Annotated in this window: 12 protein-coding genes; 7 read left to right on the forward strand and 5 right to left on the reverse strand. The window is 66.5% G+C overall.

Annotated elements, in window-relative coordinates; translation table 11 throughout:
* The first annotated feature begins 6 nt into the window (after positions 1–6).
* The 4 genes from J7643_16880 (at position 7) to J7643_16895 (ending at position 3,398) form a co-directional block, all read left to right on the forward strand.
* Entirely contained in the window at positions 7–495 is a 489-nt protein-coding gene (locus J7643_16880; protein ID MBO9542266.1) for a hypothetical protein, read from the forward strand.
* 9 nt (positions 496–504) lie between these two features.
* Complete coding sequence (locus tag J7643_16885; GenBank protein ID MBO9542267.1) at positions 505–957, forward strand: DUF4442 domain-containing protein; 453 nt, start codon at positions 505–507, stop codon at positions 955–957.
* A gap of 107 nt (positions 958–1,064) precedes the next feature.
* The gene (locus J7643_16890) at positions 1,065–2,186 is read left to right on the forward strand and encodes a hypothetical protein (protein ID MBO9542268.1); all 1,122 of its coding nucleotides are present in this window, start codon (positions 1,065–1,067) and stop codon (positions 2,184–2,186) included.
* 6 nt (positions 2,187–2,192) lie between these two features.
* Positions 2,193–3,398 (forward strand): hypothetical protein, encoded by a 1,206-nt coding sequence (locus J7643_16895; GenBank protein MBO9542269.1) that lies wholly within the window; start codon positions 2,193–2,195, stop codon positions 3,396–3,398.
* A 15-nt stretch (positions 3,399–3,413) separates the two neighbouring features.
* On the opposite strand, the gene J7643_16900 is transcribed toward J7643_16895, so the two are convergent.
* Complete coding sequence (locus J7643_16900; protein ID MBO9542270.1) at positions 3,414–5,615, reverse strand: hypothetical protein; 2,202 nt, start codon at positions 5,613–5,615, stop codon at positions 3,414–3,416.
* Positions 5,616–5,722: 107 nt separating this feature from the next.
* Between J7643_16900 and J7643_16905 the strand changes: the two genes are divergently transcribed.
* Positions 5,723–6,190 (forward strand): hypothetical protein, encoded by a 468-nt coding sequence (locus tag J7643_16905; GenBank protein ID MBO9542271.1) that lies wholly within the window; start codon positions 5,723–5,725, stop codon positions 6,188–6,190.
* A 51-nt stretch (positions 6,191–6,241) separates the two neighbouring features.
* Here J7643_16905 and J7643_16910 read toward each other — a convergent pair whose 3' ends face one another.
* The 4 genes from J7643_16910 to J7643_16925 form a co-directional block, all read right to left on the reverse strand.
* The gene (locus tag J7643_16910; protein ID MBO9542272.1) at positions 6,242–7,681 is read right to left on the reverse strand and encodes a hypothetical protein; all 1,440 of its coding nucleotides are present in this window, start codon (positions 7,679–7,681) and stop codon (positions 6,242–6,244) included.
* A gap of 54 nt (positions 7,682–7,735) precedes the next feature.
* Entirely contained in the window at positions 7,736–8,971 is a 1,236-nt protein-coding gene (locus tag J7643_16915; protein ID MBO9542273.1) for a hypothetical protein, read from the reverse strand.
* Between the two features lie 236 nt (positions 8,972–9,207).
* The gene (locus J7643_16920) at positions 9,208–10,452 is read right to left on the reverse strand and encodes a hypothetical protein (GenBank protein MBO9542274.1); all 1,245 of its coding nucleotides are present in this window, start codon (positions 10,450–10,452) and stop codon (positions 9,208–9,210) included.
* A gap of 199 nt (positions 10,453–10,651) precedes the next feature.
* Positions 10,652–11,890: a hypothetical protein gene (locus J7643_16925; protein MBO9542275.1), complete on the reverse strand. Its 1,239-nt coding sequence runs from the start codon at positions 11,888–11,890 to the stop codon at positions 10,652–10,654.
* A 231-nt stretch (positions 11,891–12,121) separates the two neighbouring features.
* Here J7643_16925 and J7643_16930 point away from each other — a divergent pair, with 231 nt between their 5' ends.
* Both J7643_16930 and J7643_16935 read left to right on the forward strand, forming a co-directional pair.
* Complete coding sequence (locus J7643_16930; protein MBO9542276.1) at positions 12,122–13,618, forward strand: hypothetical protein; 1,497 nt, start codon at positions 12,122–12,124, stop codon at positions 13,616–13,618.
* 147 nt (positions 13,619–13,765) lie between these two features.
* On the forward strand, positions 13,766–14,374 hold the full coding sequence (locus J7643_16935; protein MBO9542277.1) for a hypothetical protein: 609 nt from the start codon (positions 13,766–13,768) through the stop codon (positions 14,372–14,374).
* Positions 14,375–14,387: the final 13 nt, after the last annotated feature.

The following is a 14,387-nucleotide window of genomic DNA, read 5'->3' on the forward strand; positions in this document are numbered from 1 at the left end:
AAGCCCATGCACGCGACCTTGCCCCTTCTCGCCTCGGCCACCCTCGCCTTCTCGCCGCTTGCGACCCCGTCGGCACTGCCGGGGGCCACGAGCGTCGCGGGCAGCCCGCGCTACTCGCCCGAGCTCGCAGGGGCCCTGGGGCTTGCGGGGGTGACCCTCGCGTTGCCCCCCACCCTGGCGGGCACGAACCCGGCCCTGACCGGGACCATCTACCTGGTGGGGACCAGCGCCGGCTACTGGTACCAGGGCGAGTGGCTCCGCGCCGCGCTCACGCCGGTGGGGGATCTGGCCGCCGGAGCCGGCGGCTTCTACCTCGGCAGCCAGGTGCTGCTGCCCCTGGTCGCGGGGAAGCCCTACGCCCTGAGCAGCGACACGGGCGTCCAGTGGGCGCAGATGGGCGCGCTACTCGGGGTGCTCGCCTTCCATGGCTTCGTCGCCTGGGATGCCTATCGCCTCGCCGCCGAGAAGAACAAGGCGGCCGAGGTCAAGCCCTGAGGAGGCGCGATGCCCGAGTCCTGGAAGACGCGTCTGACGCGCTGGTCCTTCAACCTGTTCCCCGCGTATCGGGGCTCAGGGGCGCGCATCCGCTACATCGCCGGGGATTGGCGTGAGGTCCGCATCGACCTGCCGCTCTCCTGGCGGACTCGCAACTACGTGGGCACCATCTTCGGCGGGAGCATGTTCGCTGCGGTCGATCCCATCTACATGGTCATGTTGATCCGGAGCCTGGGCCCGGGCTACGTGGTCTGGGACAAGAGCGCCGCCATCCGCTTCCTGAAGCCCGGGCGCTCGACGCTGCGCGCGCAGTTTACGCTCGACGAGGCCGAAATCCAGGAGATCACGCGATTGACGGCCGAGGGCGCTGCCGTGAACCGCACCTACCGTGTCGCGCTCGTCGATGGCGAGGGCACCTGCTGTGCTGAGATCGACAAGACGATCCACATCCGCCGAAAATAGCGAGCGAGGTTTCCTTCATCCTCCCGTAACCGATGCACCACGTGCGGGTCATCCGGATGCCATACGATCCGGCGCAACCCTTGAGTGCTCGACTTCAGGAGGGATGCATGAAGACTTGGATCCGGGCCGCGCTAGCCGGTAGCATGGCCCTCGCGCTGGCGGCGTGTGGCGGTGAGGGCCCCGCGGGCACCACCTTGCCGGGCGACGATGTGCCCCACGAGGTGACCGCCGAGTACACCCCCGGCGAGGTCTCCACCTCGCCCTCCATCGAGCAGGCACGCGCCGGCATCGTGGCCTCGACCCTGGCGGGCACCGGCGTCGAGGGGAGCCTGGACGGGGCGGGTACGAGCGCGACCTTCAAAGCCCCCGAGGGCCTCGCGGTCGCCGCGGACGGCACCCTCTACGTCGCCGAGCCCTACGCCTACCGGATCCGCAAGATCAGTCCGAGCGGTCAGGTCTCGACCTTCGTCGGCGGGCAGAGCGAGCAGCCGGGCCGCGCCGATGGGCTGGGCAAGCAGGCCCAGTTCATGGGCCCCAAGGACGTGGCGATCGCCCCGAGTGGCGACCTGTACGTCGCCGACTTCGACGCCGTGCGCAAGATCAGCCCGAGCGGCCAGGTCTCGACCCTCGCCCTCAAGAACCCCGACGGCAGCGCCTACGACCCCATCGAGCTCTTCGGCATCGCGATCGACGCCTCGTCCAACCTCTACGTCTCGAGCACCTACTGGATCGACAAGATCTCGCCCCAGGGCGTCGTGACCCGCTACGCGGGCAACGAGGGCCGCGGCTTCGCCGATGGGCCGGGGGCGCGCTCCTACTTCAACCTGCCGCGCAAGCTCGCCTTCGACGGCGCCGGCAATCTGTACGTCGCGGATTACGGCAACCTGCGCATCCGCCGGATCGCCCCCGATCGCACGGTCAAGACCATCGCGGGCAACGGGATCCTCGGCTTCACCGACGGCGACACGAGCCACTCGCGCCTCAACTTCCCCATGGGCCTCGCGGTCGACGCCTCGGGCCGGGTGATCGTCGCCGACACCTACAACCACGCGGTCCGCGAGATCGGCGCCGACGGTCGCATCCGTACCGTGGCGGGTAACAACTGGCCGGGCTTCACCGACGGCACGGGGGCCATCCAGTTCCGCCGGCCGGGAGACATCGCCATCGCCCCCAACGGCGCCATCCTCGTGGCGGACATCGACAACGCGCGGATTCGCGTCTTGCGGTAAGCGCCCATGCACCGAGCCCTCAGGCCCCTCTTCCCCGTGATCGCCCTCGCGCTGGCCGCCTGCGCGCTCCGCAGCCCTGCCGGGACCGGGGAGCCTGTGCCCGGCAAGCTCCCCGCACAGGCCACCCCCACGCCGCGCCCCAGCACGACCCCCGCCCCGACGCCGACCCCGCTCGCGGGCGATCGCGACCTGGCCATTCAGACGGTGGCCGGCACCGGGGTGGCGGGCTACTCCGAGAACTCCCAGCAGCCGAGCGCCGCGCAGCTCAACACCCCCACCGGCCTCGCCATCAACCGGGGCGATTTGCTCATCGCGGACTCGCTCAACCACCGCATCCGCAAGCTCACCTACGACGGCTTCCTCGTCCCCTTCGTGGGAACGGGCGAGCCCGGCTACAACGGGGACGGCCGCAACCTGAGCTACCTCCAGGTCAACGCCCCCTACAAGATCGTCTCGGACGACGCCACGGGCCTCATCTTCTTCTCGGATCGAGGCAACGGGGCCATCCGCTGCATCGACCTCAACAACTTCCTGATTACCATCGCCGGGCGCGGTACCCTGCCGCTCACCCCCGGGGCCGAGGACCTGAACGGCCTCGACGTCAAGCTCGACGGCCCCGCCGGCTTGGCCTTCGACTCGCAGGGCAACCTGTACGTCGCAGAGATGAACGCCAACCGCATCCTCAAACTGGACGGCAACCACAGCTGGCGGATCTCGGTCTACGCGGGCACGGGTCAGGCGGGTTTCGGTGGCGACAACGGGCCGCGCCTCGAGGCCCGGTTCGACAAGCCGTCCGACATTGCGATCGACGCCCAGGACAACGTCTACGTGGCCGACATGGGCAACCACCGCATCCGCAAGATCGCCCCGGACGGCACCGTGAGCACCCTCGCCGGGGTCGGCCTCGCGGGCTTCGGCGGAGACGGCGGCCCCTCCGAGGAGGCCTGGCTGAGCCTGCCGACCTCGGTCGCCGTGGACAACCAGGGTAGCGTCTTCGTGGCGGACAGCGGCAACCACCGGGTTCGGGCCATCAAATCCGACGGCACCATCACCACCCTCGCGGGCACGGGCACGGCGGGCTATTCAGGCGACGGCGGCTTCCCCTTTTTGGCCGCCCTGCGCACCCCCTTCGCCCTGGCCTACACGCCTTCCGAGGGGCTGTTCGTGGCCGAGCGTGACAACCACGTGGTGCGGCACTTCAACGTGCCTTAGAGGCGCTTGGAACGCCTATTGACCGAAGGCCTGGGCGGAGACGCGCACTTTGAGCAGGGCCACCAGCCGCACGCGCAGCGCGTCGGTGCTCTTGAGCGTCACTGGTTGCCCCTTGGTGCCCGGCGAGGTCAGCCGCAGCCCCACCGTCTTGGCCTCCTGGAAGAAGGGGAGGTCCCCGGCCGCGAAGTCGAGAAGCGAGCGGGCCGTCGCGCTGCCGTCACCCAGCGAGAGGGTGCGCACCAGCGGGCTGGGATCGGCGAACGGATCGTCCTGCTTGCTGAAGAGCAGGTGGAGGTCGACCGGGATCCGCAGGCCATTGTCCACTTCGGCGGCGATCGCAAGCCGCTCGACCTGGCCCTGGGCGAGGCGCGCCTTGGTGGCCGCGTCCAGGGTCAGGGGGGTGGCGGGCCTCAGATCGTAGGGCGCTGCCTCCTTGCCCGGTCCTATCTCCTTGAACACCAGGCTCACGGGAACGACGATTGCAAGCTTGCCCGAGACCTGGTCGTCGCGGGTCAGGGGGACCGCCGCCCCCTGGGTGTCGATGACGACCTCGGCGCCCGTGACGAGGGACTTTGCGCCGATATTGAGCAGCTCCATCAGGTTGGAGTTCGTCTCGTTGATGTCCAGCACGCTCGTACGGGTGACCCCGCGCGTCTCCGAGCCCGAGAAAGTCGTGTTGCCCGTATAGTTCAAAGTTCGGACCGAGCCGTCCTTGAGCACCGCCTGGATTGTGGGCCGGACCTCGCCCGAGAGCTGGCTGCGGTTGTCGAGCCGCAACTGCAGGCCGACGCGCCTGAGCTCCACCCCTAGGCGCGTGAACTCCTTCGGCAGCTCCACCGGGGTAGAGGCGGTCGCCACCGTGATCGTCTTCTTCACCACCGCGCGGGCGCTGTCGATCACAAGAGGGCTGATCGCCACTTCGGCCTCGAAAGGCGGATCGGTGCGAAAGGCCGCCATCCTGCCGCTCAGCGGGGCGAGGTTCGAAGGCAGACGATCCACCCCGTCCTCGGTGTCGAAGGTCCGGCCCGATAGGGTTGCCGTGACGGGCTCGCCGGTCAGGCGCGTGCCCGAGAGGGGGATCTCGTGGCGCGACTCGCTGAGCGGCAAGCCTGCCGGGATGTCGGCGATCGCCGAGAGGGGCTGCCCCTGCGCGTTCACGATCCCCGAAAGACCGAGGTTGAGCCGGGTGTGGAAGCCGTAGCCGTTGCGCACCTTGAGGGTGAGCGAGCCGCTCGCGACGGTCACCTGCGAGATGGAGTGGATCTCCCCGTCCTCGGGCACCTTGAGGGTCCCGATGCTCTGGGTCGAGGTCGGGATCGCCTGGGCAGCCAGCGAGATCGCCTTGATCCGCAGCGTCGAGTCGACCGAGGTCGAGAGCCGCTGGGCGTCCGAGAACTGCTTGAGGCGCAGGCCGGCCCGGAGGGCGCCTTCCGCGCGAAAGGAGATCCGCAGCCCGCCCGCGACCACCTTGTCGGCATCGAGGGGGATGGCGATCGTGTCGCCGTCCTGCAAGATCACGGTGGGGTTCGCGACGCGCCAGGTCTCGTTCAGGTCCTCATCGCCGCTCGTGATCGTCAGATCCCTGAGGGCGAGCCGGACCAGGTGGCGATCATCGCCGCCGAGGTCGCTCTGCACCTTGAGGGTGATGACCGAGCCCGCGTCGAGCCGTGCGCCGCGCAGCTGGCCGAGTCCCACCGACTTGACCTGGGGGTCGGGGGTGAAGGGAATGGGATCGCTCAGCTGCACGTCGGGGGCCCCGGGGGTGTGGATCACGTCGCCGATGGTCAGGCCCGGCGCCCCCGAAGGCAGGTTCGAAAGGTTCAGGCTCGCGAAGCTAAGCGCCGGTCCGCTTATGCCGTGCTGCTCGAGCGCCGGCATGCTCGGCATGGGGGCGGGGACCGCCGAGGCCGTCGCGGGGACCGTCAGCGCCTCGGCGACCTTGTAGGCGGGAATTTCCTTGGGATCCGGGCGCAGGGCGTAGGTCTGGTCGGCCTCCACGGACAGGGGCAGGCTCGAGCTCGCCTCCGCCAGCTTCGAGAGCGGCAGGGTCGCCTCCCCGAGACCGACCTTCAGGTCCACGGGCCAGCTGGGCAGGGCGCTGGTGGCCGCGCCGTTTCCAAGTCGCCCGACCGTCTGGATGAGCTCGAGCCCGCACCCCGTCACGCAAAGGGCGGTGAAGGCTGCAAGCGAGATGAGGCGAAGCGGGACGGGCGCCATGGAGACCTCGAAGCGAGACGGCAAGGGCCATGCAGGAAGCTTAAGTGCTTATACCACGCTTGCGTGTTCGTCATCCGTGAGCATCGTGAGGGTGCTAGAATCGAAGCATGATGAACACCAGCAAACAAGCAGCCTGGACGCGGCCCGATGGGCGTCCGACCCCCGAAGCCACCTACATGCGCCTCGCCTTCATGTGGGCCGAGCACTCCACCTGCTCGCGCGCCCAGGTCGGGGCGGTGGTGACTACCGATGATTTGCGCCGGACCGTCGGTCACGGGTACAACGGCGGCGGCGTCGGGATGAACGACAACGGCTGCGCGCACGAGGGCAAGGTCCCGGGCGCCTGCGAACACCTCCATGCCGAGGAGAACGCCCTGCTCTTCTGCAATTACGAAGGCCCCAAGGTCCTCTTCGTCACCATCGAGCCCTGCTTGATGTGCGCCAAGCGCATCGTCAACAAGGGCGGGATCCGCAAGGTCTACTACGGCGAGGACGCCTACCGCGACAAGCGCGGCATCGCCTACCTGGAGCGCGCGGGGATCGAGGCGATCCACTTCGCCCCGCCGACACCTTGAACGCAAAAGAGGGGGACCCGAAAGGGTCCCCCTCTTGTTTTTGGCGAAGGCTTACTTGGTCAGTTCGACGTCGTAGGTCTTCTTGTTCTTGGTCTTGAAACCGAGCAGGTCGGTCTCGTAGATCGTGACGGTTCCCTTCAGCTTCAGCTTGCCGCTCTTGTCGCGATCCAGCTTCAGGTCGCAGTTGAGCCAGCCGTCGCCGTCCTTGTAGTGCTCCTTCTTCTTCTCGTCGGTGAACGAACCGTTGTTCGAGTAGGAGGTCGGACCCATCCGGTCGAACTTGTCCGCGTTGAACCAGCTGTCGAAGTTGTACTGGAAGCTCTTGTTGCTGTACTTCTTGATGTTCAGCAGGTAGTCGTAGGAGTTGCCGGACCTGCCCACGCTCTTCCAGCTACCGATCCAGTCCTCCATCGTGAAGCCCTTGTCGCTGGCGACGACCGGAGCCGGGGTCGGGAGGGAGAGGACCGGCGCCGGGGTCGGGGCGATGACGCCGGGAACCGGAGTCGGGGTCGCGACCGGCTTGGGCAACGAGATGGTGTTGTCCGAGGGCAGATTGACGTTGCCGGCGCCCGTGCCGCCCGTGGTCTCCTTCTTGGTCTCCGAGACGATGGCCTCGTCGGCCTTGAAGACGGCGCGCTTCTGCGAGCCGGCCACCGAGGTTGCGCTGCCGCCGCTGCCGCTATCCGACAAGAAGGTCGCGCTCTTGGCCTTCGCCGCCTCGTTGGAGGCCAGCGAGAGGGGCACCTTGGCGAGCAGGACGTCCTTGCTGTTGGTGACGTACTTCTCCTTGACCAGCGCGTCCCAGTCCACGTAGCCGGACAGGCTGTCCTTGACGGGACCGCCGACGTTGCCCCAGGCCGTGTAGTCGAGCTTGGGATCGGGCTCGCTCATGAGGGTCCCGTAGATGCCGTCCGACCACTGGAAGTGGTAGGAGAGCTGGTTCCGGGTCTGCTGCTGCTTCATGTTCCAGATGGGGCTCTTGTACTGGACATCGTCCCAGTTCTCGAACTTGACCAGCTTGTAGACCTCGTAGATGCCGTTGTCCAGCTTCTCCTTCGAGGGGTTCTTGAGGTCGGTGCGAACCTCGCGGGGGGTCCGCGACACTTCCACACGCTCCGCATCGAAGCGCTGGGTGCCGGCACCGACGTACTGGCCCTGAGGCGTGGAGGCTACCAGCTTGCGGGTGATGGCCGAGTCGGCCACGAAGTAGTTGCGATCACGGAAAGCGACCATCTCCCAGTGACCGGCGCCGTTGGCACCGGAGGGCAGCGGCGAGCTGACCGGGTCGGGGACGAACTCGGTCACCGGGCGCTGACCGACCAGCACCCAGCCGGCACCCGCTTCGGGCACCCAGCTGCGCACGGTCCGCTGGCTGGTGAGCACCCAGCCGGGACCGGGATCGGGGGCGGCGGCGAGCGCCGGGGCGACCGGCAGCAGAGTGCCGGTGGCCGCGAGCGCGAACATCGCCTTATAGAGCTTATTCATTCTCATGATGATGGACTCCTCTCAATCTTCAGCGACGGGCCGGCAGTGCCGGCGGCAAGGTTACTTGTTCTCTTCGGTGGCGAACCAGACTTCCTGGATGCCGAACTCCTTGCCGTCCCGCGTGAAGGTCGCGCGCTCGAGGTACTCGCCCGCCTCGTTGGTGATGAAGCGTGCCGGCAGCTTGATCTCGGTGATGCCGAGGGCCGAGAGCTTGTGCAGCTCCTTGGCGGTCGCCTTGCCGTCGCCGTCGTCGATCCAGACGAGCATGTCGTCGAGGGCCTTGCCCTTGATGATGCCGAGGTTGGCCGGGATCCCACCGGTGCTGGAGGCCAGCTTGGCGTTGGGGTCGAAATCCTTGGCGAGCTTGAAGAAGCCGCTGAAGTGGCCGCCGTCGTCGCCGAACAGGTTCGCGATGGTGAGGTTCTTGCCTGCCTTGACGAGGTTGAGGGACTTGTTCTTGCGGTTGTCGACCAGGATGCCGTCGCCGCCCTTCTTGACCCACTCGGTGCGAAGGGGCTTGCCGGTACCCAAGAGGTCGAACATGACCGAGCCCTGGGGAACGAAGGTCCGGTTGTTCTTGGCGCGGAACTTGGCCGAGCTCTTGCCCGTGACGTCGACCTTGCCGTTGCCGTTCAGGTCGAGCACCAGCGGGTCGGCGAGGCTGCCCTTGCCGGTCATCACGATGTCCCAGGCCTGGAGCAGAGCCGCTTGGCTGATGTCCTTGGTGCTGCCGATGTACTCGTTGCCGTGGATGGCCGCGGCCTCGAGGGGCCAGCCGCGCTGGGCAGCGCCCCAGGCCCGGTAGGCGGCGTTGTTGCTGACGTCGATCATCGGGGCGCCGTAGCCGCCAGTGGCGACCAGGGCCTTGGCGAGCTCGAGGGCCAGAGCGCCAGCCTGGCTGTAAGTGCTGGCGTTCGCGAGCTGGCTGCCGTACTTGGCGCGCCAGGCGTCGATAGCCGCCTGACGGGCCTTGTCCTGCTTGACCTGGTTGATCTTGGCGAGCAGCTCGGCGTCCGAGACGTTGGTCGTGGTGCCGAAGCTCGCGGCGATCGCGTCGTAGTCCGCCTGGGTCAGGCCCGAGCCCGCGCCCAGCTGGGCGAGGCGATCGGCGATGCTCTCGTAAATGTACTCGGTGTAGCTGACGAAGGTACCCGACTGGCCGTTCTGGACGCCGCGGGTGAAGGTGGTGGGGCCGTTGACGACCTTTTGCTGCGCTGCCTGCGCGAGGGTGGGGGCGGTGAGAATACCAACGGAAAGGCCGAGCGTGAGGGCTCGGTTCAACCATTTTGTCTTCATAGGTGCTCCTTATTGCGAGGCTGACTCGCTGACTTGCTTTACCAAAACACCTGCTATGACAAGGGATTGCATCCCTCTTTATCAAGGTACGTCGGGGCGTGGCTCCAATCCCCATGTACCCATCAACCTAGGGTTTCGGCGGGATTTATGAAAGATTTCGTAGACTTCTAATCAATCCAAAACAATTGCCCCTCCCGGGGCGGGAAATGGCCGGCGGGAGGGGCGAGAAACGAGGGTTACTTCTGGTCGTCGCCGGCGAACCAGACCTCCTGGATGAGGGCCTGCTTGCCGTTGCGGGTGAAGGTCGCCTGCTCCAGGTACTCGCCGTCCGCGTTGGCGACGTAGCGGGCGGGGAGCTTGAGCTCGGTGATGCCGAGCGACTGGAGGGTGAAGAGCTCCTTCTCCTTGGCCACGCCGTCGCCATCGTCGATCCAGACGAGCATGTCGGCGAGCTCCGCGCCCGAGATCAGGCCGGCGTTTCGCATGCCGAAGGGCCCGTTGGCGCTCGCCAGCTTGGCGTCGGGGTTGAACTCCTTGGCGAGCTTGTTGAAGCCGCTGAGGTGGCCGCCGTCGTCGCCGAACAGGTTGGCGATGGTGAAGTTCTTGCCCTGCTTGACGAGATCGAGGGCCTTGTTCTTGCGGTTGTCGATCAAGAGGCCGTCCCCCTTGCCGACCCACTCGGTGAGGATCGGGGTGCCGGTGCCGCGGATGTCGAACTTGACCGCGCCCTGGGCGACGAAGGCCATGTTCTGCTTGGCGCGGTGCTTGGCCGAGCTGAGGCCGGTGACGTCGATCTTGCCGTTGCCGTTGAGATCGAGCACCAGCGGGTCGTTGTAGTTGAAACCGCGGTTGTTGAAGACCGAGTAGGCCGCGTTGTAGGCCGCCTGGTTGGTGGCGATGCCGAGGGCCGCGGCGAGCTTGGGAGCGAGGTCCTGGGCCAGGAACGAGTGGCTGTAGCTGGTCGGCCACGAGTAGCGCGACACGCTGTTGCCGCCGTAGGTCCAGTCGCGCATGGTGGTGATCACGTTGCGGATCTGCTGGTCGGTGGCGTTGGGGTTGCTCTTCAGGAACTCGAGCACCGCCGCCTTGCTGACGCCCCAGCCGCCGCCGCCCATGGCGTTCCAGACCGCGTCGAGACGGCCGGAGAGCGCGGCGATCGCCTTCTGGTAGAGGATGTCGTTGATGGCCGCCTGCAACTGCGCGTCGGTCGGGTTCTGGCCCTTGAAGCGATCGGCGAGGGCCTGCAGGTCCGCAGGCGAGAGCTCGGAGGCGCCGGGCATGCCCGCGATCCGGTCGGCGATGCTCTGGTAGGTGTACTCGATGTACTCGTGGGTGTTGCCCTTGATCCCGTCGCGGGTCTCTGGGATCTTGGAGGTGGGGCCGTTCATGGTCTTGGTCGCCGCCATGGCGAGGGTGGGGGCCGTGAGGATACCAGCGGTGAGCCCGAGGGTGAGGGCGCGTGTCATCCAGCTGTTTTGCATGGTACGTCCTTTCCTGCGACCGCCTGCGTCCGGGCCGGGCATCCGAGCGGAGCAAGCGGTTTCGAAAGCTGCTTGCTACAAGCGTTCCCTCGGCTGCTTTCCCCCTACATAGACAGTTCATCCACAGCACAAAAACCAGCCAGAAAAAGCCCGCCCCGAGCACTGCTCGGGGCGGGGGATCGGGGGCACGCGGCCCGGGTTATTTCTCGTTGGCGAACCAGACTTCCTGGATGCCGAACTCCTTGCCGTTACGGGTGAAGGTGGCGCGCTCCAGGTACTCGCCCGCCTCGTTGGTGACGAAGCGCGCGGGCAGCTTGATCTCGGTGATGCCGAGGGCCGAGAGCTTGTGCAGCTCCTTGGCGGTCGCCTTGCCGTCGCCGTCGTCGATCCAGACGAGCATGTCGTCGAGGGTCTTGCCCTTGAGGATGCCGAGGTTGGCCGGGATCCCGCCGGTGCTTGCGGCCAGCTTGGCGTTGGGGTCGAACTCCTTGGCGAGCTTGACGAAGCCGCTGAACTTGCCGCCGTCGTCGCCGAAGAGGTTCGCGATGCTGAGGGGCTTGCCCTGCTTGACCAGGTCGAAGGCCTTGTTCTTGCGGTTGTCGACCAAGAGACCGTCGCCGCCCTGGACCCACTCGGTGCGGATCTCCTTGCCGGTGCCCAAGAGGTCGAAGAGGACCGAGCCCTGGGAAACGAAGGTCATGTTGTCCTTGTTGCGGAACTTGGCCGAGCTCTTGCCCGTGACGTCGATCTTGCCGTTGCCGTTCAGGTCGAGCACCAGCGGGTCGGCGAGGCTCGTACCCGTGTACTGGATGACGATCGCCCAGGCCTTGAGCAGGGCTTGCTCGTTGATGACCGTGCCCGCCGGGGTGTAGTCCGGGCCGTGGATCATGGCCGCCTCGAGCGGCCAGCCGAGGCCGGTGCTGACGGCCCAGTTGTGGGCGGAACCGTACCAGTACTGACCGTCGAACCGCACGGTATTGCCCGAGTAGGCGCCGGTGGCCTGGAGCTTCTGGGCGAGCATCAGGGCGAGCGCGCCCGCCTGGCTGTAAGTGCTGGCGCTGCGCATCTGGGTGGCGTACTGGGCGGCGAACTGGTCGATGACGCCCTGGACGGTCTTGCTCGCCTTGATGCGGTTGATCTCGGCCTGGATCTGGGCGTCGGTCATGCCCGGATTCTGGGTGACGAGCTGGATGACGGCCTGGATGTCCGCGGCCGAGAGGCCGGAGCCCGCCGCGAGGTTGTTGACCCGTGAGGCCACGTCGACGTAGGTGTACTCGACGTACTCATGGACGTTGCCCTTCACGCCGTCGCGGGTCTCGGGAATCTTGACGGTGGGGCCGTTCATGGTCTTGGTCGCCGCCATGGCGAGGGTAGGGGCCGTGAGGATACCAGCGCTGATGCCAAGGGTGAGGGCCTGGGTGAGCCATTTCGTCTTCATAGCTGCTCCTTTTTGGTGCGTCGCAGAGGGACTACTTGTAAGTCAGGAGACGCCCTTCCGTTGGGCATGTACCCAGCGAGCGATGGTTAGTGGATGAATTTTAAGAAGATTTGGCGGCTTCAAAACAATCTCTAAACAAAACACCCTGAATGTTGTCCGAATTCTGGGAATGATGCCTGTAAATCCTGCTTGCTGGTAACTTCTTTCACGGAGTGAAATAAAGGAGATCGTATGCAGCTCAACCGGATGGTATCTGCCCTTTCCCTGGCCCTGACCGTCGCCTTGCTGGCTGCCCCTGTGTCGGCGGCCCCTCAGACCAAGACCATGGCCGGTCCGACCAAGAAGACCCCCGAGGTTCGCGACGGGGTCAAGGGGAACTGGCACGAGTACGTCGAGTACACCTACGAGAACATCGCCGATCGCCTCAAGGAGATCTACACCAAGGAGCTCGGCGGCACCTGGACCGAGGGGGACTTCGCCGCCCTGATCCCCAAGATCCAGGGTGGCCAGCTGACCTACGACCAGGTCACCTCCCTGGTGCGCGAGTCCAAGGACCTGCTTGATCACAACCCCGACTGGGCCAAGGAGTGGCACTCGCGCGAGATCGAGCCGGACAAGCTGCGCGCGGCCTTCGGCCCTTCCGGCGGTTGGATCGACGGCATCTCAGGTGATGCGACCAAGGCGGGAGTCTACCAGTCCTGGATCAACTCCGGGATCCCCGCCCAGAACGTCGAGGGCAACGGTGGCGACGGCATGTCGATCCTGGGCCAGGCCTCACGCCTCCTGCGCCTCTCCGAGCTGATGAACATGGGGATCCTGCCCGGTGGGCGCTTCAGCCTCCAGGGCGTCTTCACCCACTACATCAACCCCAACATGGCGAGCTTCACCTCGCCCTACTTCGCGCCCCTCACCGACCGCGATCGCAACGCCGCGGGCGGCAGCTGGACCGACATCCTGAGCCTGGTGCAGGCGGGATCCAACGCCGACCAGACCCAGCGCTCCATCTACGAGTGGTACTCCGAGGTCTGGGGTCAGGCCTACAAGATCGACATGAAGAACGTCACCGCGGCCCAGCTCCGTGATGCGGCCCTTGCGATCTACAAGACCGCCGCCTCGACGGCTTCGCCCATCGCGCTGGACCTGAACGACAACGGCCTGATCGGCGTCACCGGGCGCTCCACGGCCCAGGTTCGCCGCGACTTCAACGCCTTCGTCCGCGAGGGCTCGGTCCTCTTCGACCTCTTGGCCGACGGCCGCCGTATCCGCACCGAGTGGATGAACGCGGAGAACGACGCCCTCTTGGTCGATGACCGCAAGGGCGAGGTCACCAAGGCCGCCAAGGGTGACGGGGTCATCACCGGCAAGGTCCTCTTCGGCAACGCCGGCGGCTTCGAGAACGGCTACATCAAGCTCGCCATGATCCTGATGGAGCACAACCGCTACGCCTCAGCCGGCAAGGAAAAGCCCGTCTTCCAGACCGCCCTGCGCGGTTCTGCGCTGGAAGGCCTCAAGGCCTGGGTGGATCGCAACCACGACGCCAAGGTGCAGTCCGACGAGCTCTTCACCCTCTCGTCGCTCGGCATCACCGAGGTGGAGGTCTTCCCCAAGAAGGTCAAGAACGCCGCGGGCGAGACCCTCATCCAGTCCAGCTACACCCAGAACGGCAAGCGCAAGCTCGCCGAGGACGTCTGGTTCGCGGTCGATCTGAACGACACGACGGGTCAGTAAGCGATTCTTGCTCCCTCTCGAGCCCCGGCACTCAGGTGCCGGGGCTCTCGCCGTTGATGCCCAGCTCGCCGCTTGTCGCAGGGGGTATCATTCGGGCAACGCCCGAGCCACAAGGGGCCGGGCGGGATGACGCGAGGGAGGTTCACCATGGGAGTTGCCGTGAAGGCCTTGGCGATCGCCGCAACGGTGCTGGGTACGACGGCCTTGCCCGCATTCGCGGGGGACCACATGTGCGGGGGTGGGGGTGGGGCCGTTGCTGCGGGGACCGGGGCCTGCGTGATGCAGCCCTACACCAAGCAGTGGGGGCTCTCGGGGCGGGTCTTCGCCAATCAGGGGGGGAACGGCCACGTCTACACCATGATGGGCCTCGAGATGCTCAAGGTGAACGACGACGGCTGGAGCGGCGGCTTTGCCATGTTCCGCGGCCTCAACCTCGGCGATCAGACCAACGTCGACGCCACGACCCATGGCGGCTTTTTGGTCGGCAAGGCGTTCGATCTGGGGGCCATGAGCCTCGGGCTCGGCGTGTTGCTGGGCGGCGGCTGCATCATCACCGTCAGCCCGACGCTCGGCTTCTCGAACTTCGGCGCCTTCTTCGCGGGCGAGCCGCGCGTCAGCTTGGGGCTCAACATGGACGAGCGCCACAGTCTCACGCTGACCGGCAGTTACCTGGCGACGACGCGCATGAGCCAGGTCTCCGGCCCGGCGGTGACGCTGACCTGGTCGACCAAGTTGCCGAAGCGCTGCATGCACTGAGCGGTCGGCGCCC

It is taken from the genome of bacterium (genome assembly GCA_017744355.1).
Taxonomy (GTDB): Bacteria; Cyanobacteriota; Sericytochromatia; order S15B-MN24; family UBA4093; genus JAGIBK01.

What these genes read in the sequence shown, in the direction of transcription:
- J7643_16925 (MBO9542275.1), bottom strand. Translation starts at nt 11,890, where the DNA reads ATGAAGACGAAATGGCTCACCCAGGCCCTCACCCTTGGCATCAGCGCT.
- J7643_16930 (MBO9542276.1), top strand. Translation starts at nt 12,122, where the DNA reads ATGCAGCTCAACCGGATGGTATCTGCCCTTTCCCTGGCCCTGACCGTC.
- J7643_16915 (MBO9542273.1), bottom strand. Translation starts at nt 8,971, where the DNA reads ATGAAGACAAAATGGTTGAACCGAGCCCTCACGCTCGGCCTTTCCGTT.
- J7643_16900 (MBO9542270.1), bottom strand. Translation starts at nt 5,615, where the DNA reads ATGGCGCCCGTCCCGCTTCGCCTCATCTCGCTTGCAGCCTTCACCGCC.
- J7643_16920 (MBO9542274.1), bottom strand. Translation starts at nt 10,452, where the DNA reads ATGCAAAACAGCTGGATGACACGCGCCCTCACCCTCGGGCTCACCGCT.
- J7643_16895 (MBO9542269.1), top strand. Translation starts at nt 2,193, where the DNA reads ATGCACCGAGCCCTCAGGCCCCTCTTCCCCGTGATCGCCCTCGCGCTG.
- J7643_16935 (MBO9542277.1), top strand. Translation starts at nt 13,766, where the DNA reads ATGGGAGTTGCCGTGAAGGCCTTGGCGATCGCCGCAACGGTGCTGGGT.
- J7643_16885 (MBO9542267.1), top strand. Translation starts at nt 505, where the DNA reads ATGCCCGAGTCCTGGAAGACGCGTCTGACGCGCTGGTCCTTCAACCTG.
- J7643_16880 (MBO9542266.1), top strand. Translation starts at nt 7, where the DNA reads ATGCACGCGACCTTGCCCCTTCTCGCCTCGGCCACCCTCGCCTTCTCG.
- J7643_16890 (MBO9542268.1), top strand. Translation starts at nt 1,065, where the DNA reads ATGAAGACTTGGATCCGGGCCGCGCTAGCCGGTAGCATGGCCCTCGCG.
- J7643_16905 (MBO9542271.1), top strand. Translation starts at nt 5,723, where the DNA reads ATGATGAACACCAGCAAACAAGCAGCCTGGACGCGGCCCGATGGGCGT.
- J7643_16910 (MBO9542272.1), bottom strand. Translation starts at nt 7,681, where the DNA reads ATGAGAATGAATAAGCTCTATAAGGCGATGTTCGCGCTCGCGGCCACC.